Origin of the sequence: Shinella sp. S4-D37 (assembly GCF_040812195.1) — a bacterium.
GTDB lineage: Bacteria > Pseudomonadota > Alphaproteobacteria > Rhizobiales > Rhizobiaceae > Shinella.
In genome coordinates, this window is record NZ_JBFNXL010000005.1 from 2,724,663 (window position 1) to 2,743,500 (window position 18,838).

The 18,838-nt window shown below is 67.1% G+C and carries 19 protein-coding genes; 11 read left to right on the top strand and 8 right to left on the bottom strand.

Going from position 1 to position 18,838, the window contains the following annotated elements:
- From AB3G45_RS20840 to AB3G45_RS20855, 4 genes are all read right to left on the bottom strand, one after another.
- Entirely contained in the window at positions 1-231 is a 231-nt protein-coding gene (locus AB3G45_RS20840) for a type II toxin-antitoxin system ParD family antitoxin (RefSeq protein WP_367832358.1), read from the bottom strand.
- A gap of 48 nt (positions 232-279) precedes the next feature.
- Positions 280-3,744: a chromosome segregation protein SMC gene (smc, locus tag AB3G45_RS20845; RefSeq protein ID WP_367832359.1), complete on the bottom strand. Its 3,465-nt coding sequence runs from the start codon at positions 3,742-3,744 to the stop codon at positions 280-282.
- Between the two features lie 219 nt (positions 3,745-3,963).
- On the bottom strand, positions 3,964-4,785 hold the full coding sequence (locus AB3G45_RS20850; RefSeq protein ID WP_367832360.1) for a DsbA family protein: 822 nt from the start codon (positions 4,783-4,785) through the stop codon (positions 3,964-3,966).
- Positions 4,786-4,975: 190 nt separating this feature from the next.
- Complete coding sequence (locus tag AB3G45_RS20855; protein ID WP_367832361.1) at positions 4,976-5,497, bottom strand: DUF721 domain-containing protein; 522 nt, start codon at positions 5,495-5,497, stop codon at positions 4,976-4,978.
- Between the two features lie 162 nt (positions 5,498-5,659).
- On the opposite strand from AB3G45_RS20855, the gene mutY reads away from it, so the two are divergent.
- Together mutY and AB3G45_RS20865 are read left to right on the top strand one after the other, a co-directional pair.
- Positions 5,660-6,766, top strand: coding sequence for an A/G-specific adenine glycosylase (gene mutY / locus AB3G45_RS20860; RefSeq protein WP_367832362.1), 1,107 nt, complete (start codon positions 5,660-5,662; stop codon positions 6,764-6,766).
- Positions 6,767-6,980: 214 nt separating this feature from the next.
- Positions 6,981-7,598 (top strand): HAD family hydrolase, encoded by a 618-nt coding sequence (locus AB3G45_RS20865; protein ID WP_367832363.1) that lies wholly within the window; start codon positions 6,981-6,983, stop codon positions 7,596-7,598.
- A gap of 324 nt (positions 7,599-7,922) precedes the next feature.
- Here AB3G45_RS20865 and AB3G45_RS20870 read toward each other — a convergent pair whose 3' ends face one another.
- Positions 7,923-9,053 (bottom strand): site-specific DNA-methyltransferase, encoded by a 1,131-nt coding sequence (locus tag AB3G45_RS20870; RefSeq protein ID WP_367832364.1) that lies wholly within the window; start codon positions 9,051-9,053, stop codon positions 7,923-7,925.
- A 182-nt stretch (positions 9,054-9,235) separates the two neighbouring features.
- Here AB3G45_RS20870 and AB3G45_RS20875 point away from each other — a divergent pair, with 182 nt between their 5' ends.
- The 3 genes from AB3G45_RS20875 to AB3G45_RS20885 all read left to right on the top strand — a co-directional run bounded on the left by AB3G45_RS20875 (position 9,236) and on the right by AB3G45_RS20885 (position 11,634).
- Entirely contained in the window at positions 9,236-9,532 is a 297-nt protein-coding gene (locus AB3G45_RS20875) for a nucleotidyltransferase family protein (RefSeq protein WP_367832365.1), read from the top strand.
- Entirely contained in the window at positions 9,532-9,873 is a 342-nt protein-coding gene (locus AB3G45_RS20880; protein ID WP_367832366.1) for a DUF86 domain-containing protein, read from the top strand. The genes AB3G45_RS20875 and AB3G45_RS20880 overlap by 1 nt, the downstream gene beginning before the upstream one ends.
- A gap of 90 nt (positions 9,874-9,963) precedes the next feature.
- Entirely contained in the window at positions 9,964-11,634 is a 1,671-nt protein-coding gene (locus AB3G45_RS20885) for a VWA domain-containing protein (RefSeq protein WP_367832367.1), read from the top strand.
- Between the two features lie 97 nt (positions 11,635-11,731).
- On the opposite strand, the gene AB3G45_RS20890 is transcribed toward AB3G45_RS20885, so the two are convergent.
- Together AB3G45_RS20890 and AB3G45_RS20895 are read right to left on the bottom strand one after the other, a co-directional pair.
- A complete protein-coding gene (locus tag AB3G45_RS20890) occupies positions 11,732-12,079 on the bottom strand; it encodes an antibiotic biosynthesis monooxygenase (protein WP_367832368.1) in 348 nt (115 codons plus the stop codon).
- Positions 12,076-12,405 (bottom strand): NIPSNAP family protein, encoded by a 330-nt coding sequence (locus AB3G45_RS20895; RefSeq protein ID WP_367832369.1) that lies wholly within the window; start codon positions 12,403-12,405, stop codon positions 12,076-12,078. The genes AB3G45_RS20890 and AB3G45_RS20895 overlap by 4 nt, the downstream gene beginning before the upstream one ends.
- A 73-nt stretch (positions 12,406-12,478) precedes the next feature.
- On the opposite strand from AB3G45_RS20895, the gene AB3G45_RS20900 reads away from it, so the two are divergent.
- Together AB3G45_RS20900 and AB3G45_RS20905 are read left to right on the top strand one after the other, a co-directional pair.
- Complete coding sequence (locus AB3G45_RS20900; protein WP_367832370.1) at positions 12,479-13,159, top strand: ArsR/SmtB family transcription factor; 681 nt, start codon at positions 12,479-12,481, stop codon at positions 13,157-13,159.
- Positions 13,160-13,356: 197 nt separating this feature from the next.
- Positions 13,357-14,046, top strand: a complete 690-nt coding sequence (locus AB3G45_RS20905) for an HAD family hydrolase (protein ID WP_367832371.1) — start codon at positions 13,357-13,359, stop codon at positions 14,044-14,046.
- A gap of 75 nt (positions 14,047-14,121) precedes the next feature.
- On the opposite strand, the gene AB3G45_RS20910 is transcribed toward AB3G45_RS20905, so the two are convergent.
- The gene (locus AB3G45_RS20910) at positions 14,122-14,670 is read right to left on the bottom strand and encodes a hypothetical protein (RefSeq protein ID WP_367833637.1); all 549 of its coding nucleotides are present in this window, start codon (positions 14,668-14,670) and stop codon (positions 14,122-14,124) included.
- A 292-nt stretch (positions 14,671-14,962) separates the two neighbouring features.
- On the opposite strand from AB3G45_RS20910, the gene thrC reads away from it, so the two are divergent.
- The 4 genes from thrC (at position 14,963) to AB3G45_RS20930 (ending at position 18,730) form a co-directional block, all read left to right on the top strand.
- The gene (thrC, locus tag AB3G45_RS20915) at positions 14,963-16,360 is read left to right on the top strand and encodes a threonine synthase (RefSeq protein ID WP_367832372.1); all 1,398 of its coding nucleotides are present in this window, start codon (positions 14,963-14,965) and stop codon (positions 16,358-16,360) included.
- 17 nt (positions 16,361-16,377) lie between these two features.
- On the top strand, positions 16,378-17,676 hold the full coding sequence (locus AB3G45_RS20920) for a M16 family metallopeptidase (protein ID WP_367832373.1): 1,299 nt from the start codon (positions 16,378-16,380) through the stop codon (positions 17,674-17,676).
- Positions 17,677-17,795: 119 nt separating this feature from the next.
- Complete coding sequence (locus tag AB3G45_RS20925) at positions 17,796-17,945, top strand: DUF1127 domain-containing protein (protein ID WP_367832374.1); 150 nt, start codon at positions 17,796-17,798, stop codon at positions 17,943-17,945.
- A gap of 191 nt (positions 17,946-18,136) precedes the next feature.
- Positions 18,137-18,730 (top strand): GNAT family N-acetyltransferase, encoded by a 594-nt coding sequence (locus tag AB3G45_RS20930; RefSeq protein WP_367832375.1) that lies wholly within the window; start codon positions 18,137-18,139, stop codon positions 18,728-18,730.
- The last annotated feature ends 108 nt before the right edge of the window (positions 18,731-18,838 follow it).

Here is an 18,838-nt window from a genome sequence, read left to right on the forward strand (position 1 = left end):
TCAGGATGCCGAAGCCCGGGCCCTGGCCAGGAACTCCTCCGCCGTCACGGGCCGATGGTGGCCGGCGGAGAGATCGCCGAGCCCCTTGCGCACGTCCTCGCGAATGGCGGCCAGATAGGCTTCATGCAGGCGCAGCGCATCGTTGACCACGGCGCTGGCATCCGTGAAGCGGCCGCTCTCGACCTCTCCGGCGATGTAGTCCTCCAGTTCTTTGGCAATCGACAGCTTCATTCCGTGCCTCCGGCATCGCGGAATTCTAGCACGGCCGGCGCGGGATCGCTACGACGCCTCACGCAGCTGCTCGGCGGTCTGCAGGTCGACGGAGACGAGCTGGGAGACGCCCTGTTCGGCCATGGTGACGCCGAAGAGGCGGTTCATGCGGGCCATGGTGATGGGATTGTGCGTGATGATGACGAAGCGGGTCTCGGTGGAGGCGGCCATCTCGTCCATCAGGTTGCAGTAGCGCTCGACATTGTGGTCGTCGAGCGGGGCGTCCACCTCGTCCAGCACGCAGATCGGCGCCGGATTGGTGAGGAAGACGGCAAAGATGAGGGCCATGGCCGTCAGCGCCTGCTCGCCGCCCGACAGGAGCGTCATGGTCTGCGGCTTCTTGCCCGGCGGGCGGGCGAGGATTTCGAGGCCGGCGTCGAGCGGGTCCTCGCTCTCGATCAGCTGCAGTTCCGCCGTGCCGCCGCCGAAGAGATGGGTGAACAGGCGCTGGAACTGCACGTTGACCACGTCGAAGGCGGCGAGCAGCCGCTCGCGGCCCTCGCGGTTGAGGCTCTGGATCGCCGAGCGCAGCTTGCGCACCGCCTCGATGATGTCCTCGCGTTCGGCGACGAGCGCGTCGCGCTTCTCCGTCAGTTCCCGCTGCTCCTCCTCGGCGCGCAGGTTCACCGCGCCGAGCCGTTCGCGCTCCATCCTCAGCCGGTCGAGCTCACGTTCGCGCTCGCGCGGATCGGGCAGCGGGCTGCCCGCAGGGTGGCCGGTCAGCCGCAGCGCCTCGTGCGGCGCGCAGTTCAGCGCCTCGCGGATGCGCGCCTCGCCCTCGACGCGGCGCTCGCGGGCGGAGACGAGACGTTCTTCCGCCCGGCCCCGCGTCTCGCGCGCCTCGGCAAGCTGCGACAGCGCGGTGGCGGCGGCATGATCGGCCTCGCGCTGGCGGTTCTCCGCCGCCTGAAGGGCATCGGCGGCCTCGCGGCGGGCGGCCTCGGCATTGCTGAGGCCGGTCAGGAGTTCGCGGCGCTTGTCCTCGATCTCGTCGGGCGCCTCGGCCAGTTCCTCCATCTCCTCCTGCGCTTCGGCGGCGCGCTCGCGCAGGGTGGCGATATGGGTCGCGGCATTGGCGGCCCGGCTCGTCCACGTCTCGCGTTCGGCCGAAATGGCCATCAGCCGGCGGCGGCGGTCGGCCATTTCGCGGGCAAGGCCGTCATGGGCGGCGCGCGTCTCGGCCAGCGTCGCGCGGTCGGTCGCAACCTCCATCGTGTGGGTGCGAAGGCTGAGGTCGAGACCGGCAAGGTCGGGCGCCTCTTCCAGCGCGGCGCGGGCATCCTCCAGCGAGACGGCGGCCTCTTCCACCTGCGCCTCGATCTGCGCCCCGGTTTCGGAAAGGACGGCGCGGCGGCGGATGAGATCGCCGGAGGCCCGTTCGGCCGCCTCCAGCCCCTCGCGCGCCGCGGCAAGGCTCCGGGCGGCGGCGCGCTGGGCCTCGCGCGCCTGCTGCTGGCGCTGCGTCTCGGCGCGGATGGTTTCGCCGGCGCGGGCAAGGTCGGCCTCCGCATCGCCGAGCGCGGCGCGGGCGCCCTCCAGCTCGATCTCCAGCTCGGAGAGGCGGTTCTTCTGTTCGAGGCGGAGCGCGGCGGCGCTCGGCGCATCGGCACCGGTGACATGGCCGTCCCAGCGGAAGACCGCGCCCTCGCGGGTGACGAGCCGCTGGCCGGCCTTGAGCTTCGGCAGCAGGGACAGCCCTTCCTCGACGCTGGCGGCAATGCCGATCTGCGCCAGGCGACGGGCGAGCACGGCGGGCGCGCGGACATGGTCGATCAGCGCCGGAACGCCCTGCGGCAGGGAGGCGTCGCCGGAGGCGTCACCGGACAGGCGCCAATGCACGGGGGCGGAACTGTCGGCGGGCGAATCGAGGTCGTCGCCGAGCGCCGCGCCGAGCGCCGTCTCGTAGCCACGGTCGACATCGACATCCTCGACGACGGGCGCGAAGGCGCCGCCGCTGCCGCCGGCCTCCAGCATGCGCCGGATCGTGCGGGCCTCCGTCTCGATGCCGGCAAGGCGGGCGCGGGCGGTATCGACCGGGCCGCGCAGGGCGGATTCGGCAAAGCGGGCCTCCTCCAGCGCCTCTTCCACTGCGACAAGCATTTCGCCGGCCGCCTCCAGCGCTTCCTCGGCGGACAAAACGGCGGCGCGGCGCTCTTCCGGGTCGGGCAGCGCGGCGATGCGGGCGTCCATCTCCGCAAGCTCGCGGGCCTGCGCGGCGTGCTGCTGGCCGAGGCGCAGGTGGCGTTCGGCAAGGTCGCGGATCGCCTTTTCGAGCTGGTTGCGCGACGCCTGCGCTTCGGCGCGCTCGGCGGTGACCGCGGCGAGCGCGGCTTCGCTTTCGGAAAGCCTGGCGGCGGCCGCCTCCATCGTCTCGCGCGCGCCCTCTGCGCGCTCGTCGGCCTCGGCGAGGATCTCGCCGATCTCCTCCTCCTCGGCCGTCAGGCGCTCCAGCACGGCGGCATTGTCGGCCACCATGCGCTCCTCGCGGGAGATGTCCTCAGCAAGCTGGGCGAGGCGGCGGGTAAGTTCGTCGCGGCGGCGCAGCAGCCGGGCGGAATCCTCTTCGAGTTGCGCGCGGGCGATCTGCAGGCGCTGCAGCACGGCGGCAAGCTTCGCCTCGTTCTCGCGCAGCTCGGGAATTTTCAGGCTGGCGACGGCCTGTTCCTTGGCTGCCTGCATCTGGGCGTTGGCGCGCTCGGCGACGAGCGAGGTCGCCTGGTTGAGGTGGCTGTCCGCCTCGGCCTCGGCCTCCTTGGCCTGCGCCCAGCGGATGTGCAGCAGCATCGCCTCGTGGCGGCGGATATCGGCGGAGAGCGCCTTGAAGCGGTTCGCCTGGCGCGACTGGCGCTTCAGGCTCTCGATCTGGCTTTCGAGCTGCGAGGTGACGTCGTCGAGCCGCTCCAGATTGGTCTCGGCGGCGCGCAGGCGCAGTTCCGCCTCGTGGCGGCGGGAATGCAGGCCGGAAATGCCGGCGGCCTCTTCGAGAAGCTGGCGGCGGGCCTGGGGCTTTGCCTGGATGAGCTCGCCGATGCGGCCCTGCCCGACCATGGAGGGCGAGCGCGCGCCGGTGGAGGCGTCGGCGAAGAGCAGCTGCACGTCTTTCGCGCGCGCTTCCTTGCCGTTGATGCGGTAGATCGAGCCGTTTTCCCGCTCGATGCGGCGGGTGACCTGGATCTCGTCCTCGCCGTTGAAGGCGGCGGGCGCCGTGCGGTCGGAATTGTCGAGAAAGAGGCCGACTTCGGCGGTGTTGCGCGCCGGGCGGTTGCCGGAACCGGAGAAGATGACGTCGTCCATGCCGGACGCGCGCATGTTCTTGTAGGAATTCTCCCCCATCACCCAGCGCAGCGCCTCGACGAGGTTCGACTTGCCGCAGCCGTTCGGCCCGACGACGCCGGTCAGGCCCCGCTCGATGATGAACTCGGTGGGCTCGACGAAGGACTTGAAGCCGAGGAGGCGGAGTTTTGTGAACTTCATGCGGCGCCCCTGCGGCGCGGTATGCCCCTCACCTGCCTGCCGGCATCCTCTCCCCGAAAGCGGGGCGAGGAGCGCTGGGCGCGCCGCTCTGCCCCTTCTCCCCGCCTGCGGGGAGAAGGTCCCGGCAGGGGGATGAGGGGCAGCGCAACCCAATCAGCCCGAAGGCGGAAAGCGGGCGCACGGCTTCCGCCGTCGCCCGCCGTAAAGCCGGTCGAAGGATCAGAGCATGCTGTCGATGAGGGCCGACATGGTGTCAACCGACATGTCCCCCGAATAACGCTTGCCGTTGATCAGGAAGGTCGGCGTCGCCGCGACGCCGAATTCCTTGGCGCCGCGCTCGCGCACCGCGTTCACATCATCCAGAAGCTTCTGGTTCGTCAAGCAGGCCTGGAAGCTCTCCTGTGTAAAACCGGCGAGTTTCGACATCTGCAGCAGCGCCTCGCGGCCGTCCTGCGCGGCGGCCCAGGTCTCCTGCTGCTTCATCAGCATGGAGATCATCGGGAAATACTGCGCGGCGTCCGAAAGCTCGGCCGGGTTCTGCGGCTTGCAGCGCGCCAGCATGAAGGCGGCCGCCGCGCGCGGATCGAACGGGAATTCGCGCATGACGAAACGGACCTTGCCGCTGTCGACATACTTCGTCTTGATCGCGTCGAAGGTGTTGTTGTGGAAGGCGGCGCAATGCGGGCAGGTCGTCGACATGTATTCGACGATGGTGACCGGGGCGCTTTCCTCGCCGAGCGCCATTTCCGGCAGCGCGCCGGCCTTCAGCACTTCGGCCATGTCCACGTCGCCGTCGGCGGTGGGCAGCTCGACGGACTTCGCCTCGGCGGCCGGCGCCTGGGCCGTCTCGCTCGTCGTGGTGGCGGCCGTCGTCTCGGAGGAGGTGGCCGTCGTCGAGCCCGTCGTCGTCTGGCCGGTTTCGGGCGCCTTGGCGGCCTCCTCCTTCTTCTCGTCGGAGCAGGCGGCCAGCGTCACGGCGAGCGCCGCAACGGCGACGCCGGTCGCAAGGCGCTTCATCAGGCTCATTTCGGAAAGGGACATGGTCTCTCCTGTCGGGATGGGAATTCTGGGATCCGTGGGCGCGTCCCGGGAAGGCTGCTTCGCGCATTCCCCGGTCTTGCTTCGGACCCACCCGTTATACCTGCTTTGGGGCGGGAACAAGCGGAGTTGAGGCGAGTAACTTCAAAGAAATGTGACCGTTCCATGGTGGGCGGCGGTGCTCGGCCGCCCCTTACCGGCGCCGGCCGAGCACCGCCGTGCCGAGCCGTTTCAGCGCCGCCTTCAGCGCGTCGCCCTCGATGCCGTCGACGAGGTCGTCGAGATGCCGGGCGGCCTCGCCCGTCAGCGGGCGGGGTTTCGGCCGGCGGCTGGCATGGGAACTGACGGGCTTCTGCACGATCTTCATCTGGCTGACGGCGGGATAGCCGAAGAAGCCGTTGATGCGCTGGATGATCTCGCCCTGCTGGTGGCTGAGGAAGAGCGCGCGGGCGCCCTCGCAGGCGATCGTCAGGACGCCCGGCTGGTGCCCGCCGCCCTCGCCCGTCATCTCCGAGGCGCGGCGCGGCCAGGTGATGCGCTCCGGCCGGGTGCATTCGGCGAATTCCGCGCCCGCGATCTCGTCCCACGAGCCGAGCAGCATCGTGTTGATGCCGGCGCGCTTTGCCAGCACCGGATCGATGAGGCCGTTGGCCACTTCGCTGATCTGGACGATGCCGCGTCTTGGGCCGCGCCGGGGCGCCTTGATGGTGTTCACATGCCTCTCCCGATCGGGGAAATAGTCCTGTTCCGGCGAAAACCGACTTGAAGATCGTCGCCTGCTTCGCCAGTTATAGAACGATTCCAGCAGAAATGTGCGCGCGTTCTGCATCAGGCCGCGCTCGCACCACGGGTCGCATCGACCCCGTCCAGGCAAACCATGACCCAAGCTCCTCGCATCGCGGCGCCTGCCGATCTCGTCCTTGCCTGGTACGACCGGCACCACCGCGACCTGCCCTGGCGGGTAAGCCCCCCGATGGCCGCCCGCGGCATCAGGCCCGATCCCTACCGCGTCTGGCTTTCCGAGGTGATGCTGCAGCAGACGACGGTGCAGGCGGTCAAGGCCTATTTCGCGCTCTTCACCGGTCGCTGGCCGACGGTCACGGACCTTGCGAAGGCCGCGACGGAGGACGTGATGAAGTCCTGGGCGGGCCTCGGCTACTATGCCCGCGCGCGCAACCTGAAGAAATGCGCCGAGGCCGTCGCCTTCGAGCATGGCGGGGTGTTTCCCGACAGCGAGGCGGGGCTGAAGGCCCTGCCGGGCATCGGCGACTATACCGCCGCGGCGATCGCCGCCATCGCCTTCAACCGGAAGAGCGCGGTGCTGGACGGCAATGTCGAGCGCGTCATCTCCCGCCTCCACGCCATCGAGACGCCCCTGCCCGCGGCAAAGCCCGGGATGCGGGCGCTGGTCGACGCCATGACGCCGGCGGACCGGCCGGGCGATTTCGCCCAGGCCATGATGGATCTCGGCGCGACGATCTGCACGCCGCGCCGGCCGGCCTGCGCGCTCTGTCCGCTCAACGGGACCTGCCGCGTGCTCGGACGCGAGGACCCGGAACTCTATCCGCGCAAGGCCGCGAAGAAGGAGAAGCCCGTGCGGCTTGGCGCCGCCTTCGTCGCCGAGGACGAGACGGGTGCGATCTTCCTGCGCAAGCGCGGCGAGACCGGCCTTCTCGGCGGCATGACCGAGGTGCCCGGCAGCGGCTGGACGGCGCGCATCGACGGCGAGACCGGCCCTGCCGCCGCGCCCTTTGCGGCCGACTGGCAGGCCTGCGGCACCGTCACCCACGTCTTCACGCATTTCGAGTTGCGCCTCTCCATCTACCGTTCCATGGTGCCGCACCGTGCCGAGGCCGGCGACGGCTGGTGGCAGGCGAAGGAAACGCTCGACGGCGAGGCGCTGCCGACCGTCATGAAGAAGGCGATAAGGCAGGCCGTACCGGATGCGTTTTCGAGGCAGCAGGAATTAAGCAACAGGCAGTAGGGAAAAGGAGCGGCAGTCGAGAAGACAAGCGAGCGGGCTAGAGCATTTCCAGCTGAAGCGAAGTCGCTTCGGCGTCGGATAATGCGGCAAAAACAAGAATCTAGAACATTTCCGGCGAACCGGAGTTCACCGGAAATGTTCTAGCGTCCGCCTGCTCTGCTTTTCCTTACTGCCTGTTGCTTAATTCCTACTGCCCGACACAAGCGAGGAAAGCATGAACAGCATCGACATCCGACACATCGTCTTCGACATCGGCAGGGTGCTGATCCACTACGATCCGCACATTCCCTATGCCCGCCTCATTCCCGACGACGCCGAGCGCAACTGGTTCTTCACCAATGTCTGCACCCATGACTGGAACCTGGAGCAGGACCGCGGCCGCGCCTGGGAGGAGGCCGAGGCGCTGCTGATCGACATCCATCCCGACCGCAGCGAACACATCCGTGCCTTCCGCAAGCACTGGCACGAGATGGTCTCGCACGCCTATGTGGAAAGCGTGGCGATCATGGAGACGCTGATCGCCGACGGCCGCGACGTGACCATGCTCACCAATTTCGCCGCCGACACGTTCAAGGAGGCGCGAAAACTCTATCCCTTCCTCGACATGCCGCGCGGCGTGACCGTTTCGGGCGAGATCGGCCTCATCAAGCCGGACCCTGCGATCTACGAGAAGCACACGCGCGATTTCGACCTTTCGCCGGGCCACACGCTCTTCATCGACGATGCTCCAGCCAATGTCGAGGGCGCGCGGCTTGCCGGCTGGAACGCAGTGCAGTTCACCGACCCGGAAAAGCTGAAGGCGGACCTTGCCGCGCACGGCATCGCGCTTTGAACGGTACCTGAAACCGAAACGCCCGGAGCCGCAGGGCTCCGGGCGTTTTCGCATTTCCGGGACTGAAGGTACGAAAACCGGAAAGGCGATATCCGGCCTGCCCGGCCGGTTGATCGGCCCTGGCTTTCCACAACGATTTCCGTTGCTTGGCCTGATGTACTTTCGAGGTCACACTAAGCCGTTGATGGTTAACATCACCTGAATCGCGCCGCTGGAAAATCGGGAGGCGCGGCCGCGAAAAACCCGCCCCCCTGAAAGCCACAGCCCCCGGTGCAGGGAACACCGGAGGCCGCAGCTGGAGAAACGGTGATATCGCCCGTCGGCCTATTCGAGGCCCGCCATGCCGGCGCGCACGACGGCGCGCAGCGCGTCGATCGGCTTCAGCTCGGCGCCGTCGGCATAGTGCCAGAAGGTCCAGCCGTTGCAGGCGTCGAGCCCCTGGACCTTCGCGCCGAGGCGGTGGATGGAGCCGGCATCGCTGCCCGAGGCGAGCGTGCCGTCGGCGCGCACGATGGCGCTGTGGCGGCGGCGGGCATCGGTGAGCACCGTGCCGGGCGCGATCAGCCCGCTTTCGATCAGCGTGTTGAAGGCGACGCGCGGCTCGGCCTTCTTGCCGCTCATGACGGACAGGGTTCCGCTGCCCAGCGGCTCGACCGCGTCGATGCGCGCGCGGGCGGCGTCGATATAGGCCTGCTCGCGCTCGATGCCGACGAAATGGCGGCCGAGGCGCTTTGCCACCGCGCCGGTCGTGCCGGAACCGAAGAACGGATCGAGCACCACGTCGCCCGGCCTGGAGGAGGCCATCAGGACGCGGGCGAGCAGCGCTTCCGGCTTCTGCGTCGGATGCACCTTCTTGCCGTCCTCGCCCTTCAGGCGCTCGCCGCCGTTGCAGATCGGGAACAGCCAGTCCGAGCGCATCTGCACGTCGTCGTTGGCGGCCTTCATGGCGTCGTAGTTGAAGGTGTAGCCCTTGGCCTTGGGGTCGCGCGTCGCCCAGATCATCGTCTCGTGCGCGTTCTGGAAGCGGCGGCCCTTGAAGTTCGGCATCGGGTTCGTCTTGCGCCAGACGATGTCGTTGAGGATCCAGAAGTTGAGATCCTGCAGGCTCGCGCCGACGCGGAAGATGTTGTGGTAGGAGCCGATGACCCAGATCGTGCCCGACGGCTTCAGCACGCGGCGGCAGGCGAGCAGCCAGGCCCGCGTGAAGGCGTCATAGGCCTCGAAGGAGGCGAACTGGTCCCATGCGTCGTCGCACGCATCGACCAGGCTCTGGTCGGGACGGTGCAGGGCGCCGCCGAGCTGGAGGTTATAGGGCGGATCGGCGAAGATGACGTCGACGGACTGGTCCGGCAGCGCTTCGAGCGCGGCGACGCAGTCCCCCTTGATGATCGTGTCGAGCCAGCCGCTCTTGCGGGGCGAACGGGAGACGTCTGCAAGCGAAAGGACAGATGGCATGGGATACTCGCTGATACGCTGACTCTGAACGGGACTGACGCTTATGGTTACCGAAGATGGTTACCAAAGGCTGAACCCGCTGAACGGTTTCGGGAAATTTTCCGGACATGGCGTTGCATCGACGGCTGCACCGGGTGCAAAACCGCTTCGCGCTTTCACCGGAATTGCTCTAGAATGCCAATATGACGAGGAGCGAAACAATCGCGAGGCTGAAACAGCGGGCCGACGCCGTCCGGGCGCTCGGCGCGACGTCGCTCTACCTCTTCGGCTCCGTGGCGCGGAACGAAGCCGGCCCGGCAAGCGATCTCGACCTCTTCATCGACCACGACAACGGGGACAGCTTCTCGCTGATCGACCTTGCCCGCATCAAGCTGCTGCTGGAGGACGAATTCGGCGGCGACGTCGACGTCACGACGCGCAACAGCCTGCATCCGCGGTTGAGGGATCGGATCGAGCGATCGGCGATCCGCATCTTCTGATGGCGCGGGATGTCGAACCGGTTCTGCGGGACATGCTCGACACGATCACCCTGATCGAGACGGCCCTTTCCGGAAAAACGCGGGCGGATTTCGGCAAGGACGACATTTTGCGGCTGGCGATCCAGCGGGCCATCGAAATCCTCTCCGAGGCCAGCCGGCACATTCCCGACGAACTCCTGCCCCATGCCCCGGACATTCCGTGGCGCGCGATCCGCGGCATCGGCAACATCCTGCGCCATGAATATCATCGCATTGCCGACGACATGATCTGGACCGTCGTCGTGCGCGACCTGCCGCCCCTGCGAGCCGCGCTCGAGACGCTTGCCCGCAAGATCGAATAGACGCTCCGCCTCGCCCGTCATGAAACAGCATCGCTGAGCCCTGCCGGCGTGGATGGTCGGCATTTTTTGAAGGATACGGGGAGGAAAGACGTGCGATTGAAAGCCGCCTTCATGCTTCTGGCGGGGCTTCTGGCCGCCACCGGGACGAGTGCCGCCGACAAGACGATGATCGTGCTGGATGCGTCCGGCTCCATGTGGGGCCAGATAGGCGGGCGCAGCAAGATCGAGATCGCCCGCGAGACGCTGGGCACGGTGCTGAAATCCGTGCCCGCCGGCACCGAACTCGGCCTGATGGTCTACGGCCACCGCGAGAAGGGCTCGTGCAGCGATATCGAGCTGGCCGTGCCGCCGGGCGCGGGCACCGGAGAGGCGATCACCGCCTTCGTCTCGGGGCTGAACCCGAAGGGCAAGACGCCGCTGACGCAATCCGTCGAGCAGGCGGCCGACATTCTGAAATATACCGAGGACAAGGCGACCGTCGTGCTGGTGACGGACGGGCTGGAGACCTGCGAGGCGGATCCCTGCGCGCTCGCCTCGGCGCTCGAGGGGAAGGGTGTCGACTTCACCACCCATGTCGTCGGCTTCGGCCTGACGGAGGAGGAAGGCAGGCAGGTCGCCTGCCTTGCCGAAAACACCGGCGGCAAGTATTTCCAGGCGTCCGACGCGACCCAGCTCGTCGCCGCGCTGACGGAGACGGTGGCGGAAGCGCCGATGGCAAAGCCGGCCGAGGAGGTGGCGCAAGCCGAGCCCGAACCGGAGCCCGTCGCCGAATTCAACACGGAGTTCGACAGCGTCCTTGCCGAGGGCGGCCCCTCGCTCGGCGACAACGACAGCGTGTTCTGGCGGATCTACAAGGCGGATGCGGGCGGCAAGTCGGCCGGCGCCCCCCTGGAAAGCCAGTACAAGGGCGCGTTCTCCGGCAACTACCCGCCGGGCAAATATGTCGCCGTCGCGGCGCTGCAAAGCGCGATCAAGCGCGAAGCGCCCTTCGAGGTGAAGGACGGCGCGGTCGCAAAGCCCTTCGTCAATTTCGACGCCGGCCATGTGACGATCCACCCCAAGCGCACGCCGCAGGATGCCGAGGACGACGCCAATGCGGGCGTCGAGATCGCCTTCGGCGACCATTCCACCACCTATTACGGCACGGCGAAATTCTACGCCTCGGCCGGCGACGTCAAGCTGACCGGCAGGATCGGCCCGGCCATCGTCGAGGAAACGGTGGCCGTCAAGGCGGGCGGGACGATCGAGCGCGACCTCGTCATCGGCTCGGGCGTCGTGTTCAACAAGGCGGTCTATGGCGAGGGCGGGCCGGAGGTCGATTCCGGCAGCGTCTTCTTCGAGGTCGTCGCCGCCAGCAAGAACATCGACGGCACCCGCAAGAGCATCGCCTATACCTACGGCACCGGCACGAAGCTGGACGTGCCGCCGGGCGACCATGTGCTGACGGCCAAGCTAGGCTCAGCAACAGGCGAGATTCCCTTTTCCGTCAAGGCGGGCGAGACGAAGGACATCACCGTCAACATCAATGCCGGGGTCCTCGCCATCACGGCGCCCGGCGCGAACTTCATCGAGATCCTTACCGCCGCCAAGGACATCCAGGGCAAGCGGAAGTCCATGTCCTACGCTTACGGCACGGAATGGCAGGACACGCTGCCGCCGGGCGACTATGTCGTGGCGGTGAAATACGAGGGCGACCTCGCGCCGAAGGAGGCCACGGCGACGGTGAAGGCCGGGGAGCGCTCGGAGGTGGCGGTGCAGTAGGCCGGGAAATGGTGTTTTCGGCAAACGGCGGCATATGACGGAACCCCCCTCTGCCCTGCACGGATGCCGCGTCCGCAGCTTGCCCCTCCCCGCCCGCTCACGCCGCATGAAACGCCCGGCTGTCGTCCGGCGCCTCGTCGCGGTCGTTGAGGCCGTAGTCCCTGACGACGCTGGCGATGCGCAGCCGGTAGCTGTCGAAGACGCCGGCGCGGCCGAGGGCCTGGGCGGCGCGGTGCTGCTCGCTGGTCCGCCAGGCCTTCACCGCCGCCTCGTCGCGCCAGAAGGAGAGCGACAGGAGGCGCGTCGGGTCGGTGAGGCTGCGGAAGCGCTCGATCGAGATGAAGCCGTCGATATCGTCGAGCAGCGGGCGCAGGTCCCTTGCCGTGTCGAGATAGAGGTCGATGCGGCCGGGCGCCGGGACCACCTCGAAGATGACGGCGATCATGGCGTCACCCTCGGCGCGTGCGGCTGCGAGACGTTCTTCAGGAAGATGCGGTCCTCCTTGAGGATGAAGCGCTCGGCGCGGGCGAATTCGTAGTTTTCCCGGCCGAGCGGATCGGCGGCAAGACGGGCGCGATAGGCCTCGTAGGCGGCGAGGCTTTCGATAGTGTAGACGCCGTAGGCGGTGGTGGCGGAACCCTCGTGCGGACCGAAATAACCGATGAGATCGGCCCCGCAGCGCGGGATCGCCTCGCCCCAGTTGCGGGCATAGGCGGCAAAGGCGTCCTTGCGGAACGGATCTATCTCGTAGCGGATGAAGCAGGTGATCATCGTCGTCTCCTCGTGTTTGCGATGCCCCATTTTCCACATTGCCGAACGCAGATGCTTCGACTACCATCGAAGTATGAAAGAAGGCCCCGACATTTCCCGGATCGGCGCGCTGATCGGCGACCCCGCCCGCGCCAACATGCTGACCGCGCTGATGGGCGGGCAGGCGCTGACGGCGAGCGAGCTTGCGGGCGCGGCCGGCGTCACGCTGCAGACCGCCAGCACCCATCTCTCGCGGCTGGAGGGCGGCGGGCTCATCGTCCAGCGCAAGCAGGGCCGCCATCGCTATTTCGCGCTCGCCGACGACGGGGTGGGGCTGCTGCTGGAAAACATCATGGGCTTTGCGGCGGACCGCGGCCTGATGCGCACCCGCCCCGGCCCGAAGGATCCGGCGCTGCGCAAGGCGCGCGTGTGCTACAACCACCTTGCCGGCGATTTCGGCGTGCGCATGTTCGACCGTCTGGTGGCCGACGGCGCCGTGACGCTCGACGGCGAGGAGGCGGCGCTGACGCCCTCAGGCGAGGCGCGCATCGCCGGGATCGGCATCGACCTTGCCGCGCTGAAGACCCAGCGCCGCCCACTCTGCCGCACCTGCCTCGACTGGAGTGAACGGCGCTCGCACCTTGCCGGCTCGCTCGGCGAGGCGCTGCTCGCCCGCTTCATCGCCGACGGCTGGGCCAAGCGCGAGAAGGACAGCCGCGCCATCCGCTTCACCGCCGAGGGCGAGCGGCGGTTCCTGGCACTGTTTCCGGAGTAGCCACCCTCATCCCGCTGCCTTCCCACGAACCACCGCATGGCTCGCCCCCGGAATCGGCAATTGTCGCAACGCGTCGTTTCGTGTAGGCAGACCGCGGCTTTACGGGCGATCCCGCCCCTTCGTTCCATCCGCAATTCCCGACGCCTGCCCGCGTCCCGCCCCTTGCGGGCAATTGCGCCATTGAAAGACGGTTTGTCATGGACGGTTTCGATCTCATCATCTTCGACTGCGACGGGGTCCTGGTCGATTCGGAAATCATCGCGGCCGAGGTCGAATCGGCGCTGCTGACCGATGCGGGCTATCCGATCGGCGTGGAGGAGATGGGCGAGCGCTTCGCCGGCATGACCTGGCAGAACATCCTGCTCGCCGTCGAGCGCGAGGCCGCCATCCCGCTCTCCGCCTCGCTGCTCGACAAGTCGGAAAAGCTGCTCGACGCCCGCCTCGCCCAGGAGGTGAAGGTCATCGAGGGCGTCAAGTCGATGCTCTCGCGCATCCGCAAGCCCTATTGCATCTGCTCGAACTCCGCCGCACACCGCCTCGACATGATGCTCTCGAAGGTCGGCCTGCGCGAGGTCTTCGGCCCCTATGTCTATTCGGCCAAGGACCTCGGCCCCGATCGCGTCAAGCCGAAGCCGGACATCTTCCTGCATGGTGCAAAGCAGTTCGGCGCGGACCCGGCCAACACGCTGGTCATCGAGGATTCCGTGCACGGCATCGCCGGCGCGCGCGCCGCCGGCATGCGCGTCGTCGGCTTCACCGGCGCCTCGCACACCTACCCCTCCCACGCCGACCGCCTGACGGAAGCCGGCGCCGAGACCGTGATCTCGCGCATGAGCGAACTGCCGGGCGTCATCGCGGCGCTGGCGGAGTGGCAGGAAGCGATCTGAGCCGATTGCCCCCAGGAACAAGAAGGCCGCGGAAGCATGCTCCCGCGGCCTTTTTCATTTGCTCGGCAAAAGCCGTCACTTCGTGTTGTACGGCCCCTCGTCGAAGCCGACATAGACCTTCGTGAAGCCGCCGGAGCCGCCCGGCAGGGCGACGTCGCCCTTGGTGAAGACGAACTGGCCGGCGTCCGTGTCGACGGCCTGCTGGACGAGTTCGGAATAGAGCGTCGTCTTGCCGTCCGTGGCGGCGACGCGGATCGGCACGTTGACCGAGCCGCCGCTGCCGGCCGGGCCCGTCACCACGCGGCCCTGCACCATCACGGTCATGACGAGCTGGCTCTGGTTCAGAACGCACTGGCGGGTCGAGTCGGCGAGCGTCACCTGGTAGAGCAGCTTCTGCGGATCGTCCTTGGCGCCCTTGGCGTAGCGGCGCAGCACGGCCGTGCCGTCGCGCAGGTAGACCTGCGGGCACGAGCCCTGTACGACGGCGGTGCCCGTCTGCTGCTGGGCGGTCGTCTGCACGCCCGACGGGTCGCTCGTCACGCCGAGATCGGCGGGCTTGTCTGTCTGCGAGCAGCCGGCGGCGGCGGCGAGAAGGGATAGGCCGAGAAAGCGGCGGATAGTCATTCCAAACACGATACTGTAACCCCTGCGATCAGGCTCCGCCCCCGGCGTGCAAGCCTTTCGGAACTCTTCTGGCGGGCCTTCTCACGACCCCAGGCGATGGTCTATAGCAGCGACGTGGCGAAAAATCGATTGTCGATTGGATCCGCCCGCAGAATTTCGATACGGCATTCCCATGCCTTCGTGCGCACGCGCGGCGCTCTAGACGGGGCGGCGGAGCATTGGTACGAAGCGACAGCCGTTTCTCGCGATTTCCGTCGCTCAAAGTCATCAACCCTCCCAAGGACGTTTCAACGTGGACTATGTTTCGACCCGGGGCGAGGCCCCTTCCCTCGGCTTCTCCGATGCGCTTCTGGCGGGTCTTGCCCGCGACGGCGGCCTCTATGTGCCGCGTGAATGGCCGACCTTCTCCAAGAAGGAGATCCGGGCGCTGCGCGGCAAGTCCTACCAGGAGATCGCCTTCACGGTGCTCTCGCCCTTCGTCAAGGGCGACATACCCTCCGACACGTTCCGCGCGATGATCGACGAGGCCTATGCGACCTTCCGCCATCCGGCGATCGCGCCGCTGGTGCAGACCGGGCCGAACGCCTTCGTCATGGAGCTCTTCCACGGCACGACGCTCGCCTTCAAGGACGTGGCGATGCAGCTTCTCGCCCGCCTGATGGACCATGCGCTGGCCACCCGCGGCGAACGCGCCACCATCGTCGGCGCCACGTCGGGCGATACCGGCGGGGCGGCGATCGACGCCTTTGCCGGCCGCGAGCGCACCGACATCTTCATCCTCTTCCCCGAAGGCAAGGTCTCGCCGGTGCAGCAGCGCCAGATGACCACCTCCAGGGAGGGGAACGTCCACGCGCTCGCCGTCAAGGGCAATTTCGACGATTGCCAGAACCTCGTCAAAGCGATGTTCAACGATGCGAAGTTCCGCGACCGGGTGCAGCTTTCGGGCGTCAACTCGATCAACTGGGCGCGCATCATGGCCCAGATCGTCTACTACTTCACCAGCGCCGTGACGCTGGGCGGGCCGGACCGCAAGATCTCCTTCACCGTGCCGACGGGCAATTTCGGCGACATCTTCGCCGGCTACGCCGCCAAGCGCATGGGCCTGCCGATCGACAAGCTGGTCGTCGCCACCAACGAGAACGACATCCTCGCACGCACGCTGAAGACCGGCCGCTACGAGATGAAGGAGGTGAAGGCCACCACCTCGCCCTCGATGGACATCCAGATCTCCTCCAACTTCGAACGCCTCCTGTTCGAGGCCCATGGCCGGGATGCCGGCGCGGTGCGCCGGGCCATGGAAAGCCTCAAGCAATCCAGCGCCTTCGACATAGAGGAAAAGGCGCTGAAGGCGATCCGCAAGGATTTTCGCGCCGGCCGCGCGTCCGAAAAGCAGGTGGCCGCGACCATCCGCGATACGCTGAAGGAGACCGGCTACCTGCTCGATCCGCATTCGGCGATCGGCGTCTTCGTCGCCGCCAGGCACGAGAAGCCCGGCGCGCCGATGGTCACCCTCGCCACCGCCCATCCGGCGAAATTCCCCGCCGCAGTAAAATCGGCCAGCGGTATTGACCCGGCGCTTCCGACGTGGCTTGCTGACCTCATGCAAAGGGAGGAGCGGTTCGACGTCCTGGATGCGAAGCTCGATGCGGTCGAAGACTTCATCGGGAAACACACGCGGGTTCGAGGCTAGAAACGCAGAAAGTGCGCATGATGAAAGTTGAGTGCACCCGGCTCGCGTCCGGGTTGACCGTGGTGACCGAAAACATGCCGCATCTCGAGAGCGTCGCTCTCGGCGTGTGGATTAAGTCGGGGTCGCGCAACGAAACCACGGACGAGCACGGCATCGCCCATCTCCTCGAACACATGGCCTTCAAGGGCACGGAGCGCCGCTCCGCCCGCCAGATCGCCGAGGAAATCGAGAATGTCGGCGGCGAGGTCAACGCCGCCACCTCGACGGAGACCACCTCCTACTACGCCCGCGTGCTGAAGGACCACGTCCCGCTCGCGGTCGATATCCTCGCCGACATCCTGACGGAATCCGTCTTCGACGAGGACGAGCTTCGCCGCGAGAAGCACGTCATCCTGCAGGAGATCGGCGCGGCGAACGACACGCCCGACGACGTGGTCTTCGACAGGTTCTCCGAGGTCGCCTATCGCGACCAGATCATCGGCCGCGCCATCCTCGGCACGCCCGACACCGTGCTCTCCTTCACGCCGGGCGAGATCCGCTCCTATCTCGACCGCAACTACACGACGGACCGCATGTTCGTCGTGGCGGCCGGCGCCGTCGACCACCAGGAATTCGTGCGCCAGGTGGAGGATCGCTTCTCCCGGCTCCCCACCGCGCCAAAAATCTCCCCGGTCTTCGAGCCCGCCCGCTATACCGGCGGCGACGTGCGCGAGACGCGCGACCTGATGGACGCCCAGGTCCTCCTCGGCTTCGAGGGCAAGGCCTATCACGCCCGCGACTTCTACTGTTCGCAGATCCTCGCCAACATCCTCGGCGGCGGCATGTCCTCCCGCCTCTTCCAGGAGGTGCGCGAGCATCGCGGCCTGTGCTACTCGATCTACGCCTTCCACTGGGGCTTTTCGGACACCGGCATCTTCGGCATCCACGCCGCGACCGGCGGCGAGAACCTGCCCGAGCTGATGCCCGTCATCTTCGACGAACTGAGAAAGTCGTCCGAGACGATCGACCAGCAGGAAATCGAGCGCGCCCGCGCGCAGATCCGCGCCCAGCTGCTGATGGGCCAGGAAAGCCCGGCCGCCCGCGCCGGCCAGATCGCCCGCCAGATGATGCTCTACGGCCGCCCGATCCCCAACGAGGAACTGATGGAGCGCCTCGCCGGCATCACCATCGAGCGCCTGACGGACCTTGCCGGCCGCCTGTTCTTCGACACGGTGCCGACCATCTCGGCCATCGGCCCGCTGGATCACCTGGTCCCGACCGGCGACATCACGCGCTCGCTGTCGCGCCAGGCCCTGCCCGACCGCGCGGCAAGCTGAGGGGGCTTCGTGCCCCTCGGCCGCCGTCATGCATTAAACGCATGCCTCCGCTGCAAGCATATGCATTTTTTCCGGGCAAGGGATTGTTTATATCATGGGCAACCCAAAGGAGTTGACCCATGAACATCATCGCAAAGCTCAAGAAGAACGCCGCCGACCGCCGTGCCGTCCGTGAACTCGGCGCCCTCGACGACCGCGCCCTGCAGGACCTCGGCATCTCGCGCGCGAACATCAAGTCCGCCGTCAAGGGCTTCCTCGTTTTCGGCTGAGACGACCGGCAGGAGCAGCACGCTCACCGCTTTTCACGACGCAACCCGCCGCAAGGCGGGTTTTGTTTTTTCGGGGCTTTTGCCGCCGGAGAGGCTCGCCGCCCGCCCTCAGGACCATTTGACGCCGGCGAGCCTCTCGGCATAATCTTGCCGGACAAGGCACGCCACGGATCGGCGTGCGCGGAGGGCGAATGGCACGGTCGGTTTTTCGGTTTCTGTCCCGGCAGCCCGACACCGTGGAACTTGCCGGCGACCGGCACGTCCTGCGCCTGCCCCGTTTCCACGATTACCGGCAATGGTATCAGCTGCGCTCGGAAAGCCGGCGCTTCCTGGAACCCTGGGAGCCGACCTGGCGCAACGACGAACTGACGGAAAGCGCCTTTCGCGCCCGCGTTCTGAGAAACGAACAGGAATTTTCCTCCGGCCAGGCCGTGCCGCTCTTCGTCTTCACGCGCGAGGAGAAGGCGCTGCTCGGCGGGCTGACCATCGGCTATATCAGGCGCGGGGCGGCGCAATGCTGCATGATCGGCTACTGGATGGGCGAGCGCCATGCCGGCCAGGGCCACATGCACGGCGCCCTGAAACTCGTCATACCGTATATCTTTTCCAGCCTTCAGTTGCACCGTATCGAGGCAGCCTGTATTCCTGACAATCAAAGAAGCATCCGTCTCCTTGAAAAGGCCGGCTTTCGACAGGAAGGCTACCTTCGGGAGTATCTGAAGATAAACGGGGAGTGGCGCGACCACCTGATGTTTTCGCTTCTGGCGGCCGACGGGCGGCCCTAGGCGGCACCGGGCGCGGCAGGACAGGCAGATCTAAGGACCATGCAGTTTCAATGAAGTCTTTATCCGTGCCGCAAACGCTGCATGCCAGCCGGTTGCTCGCCCTCATCC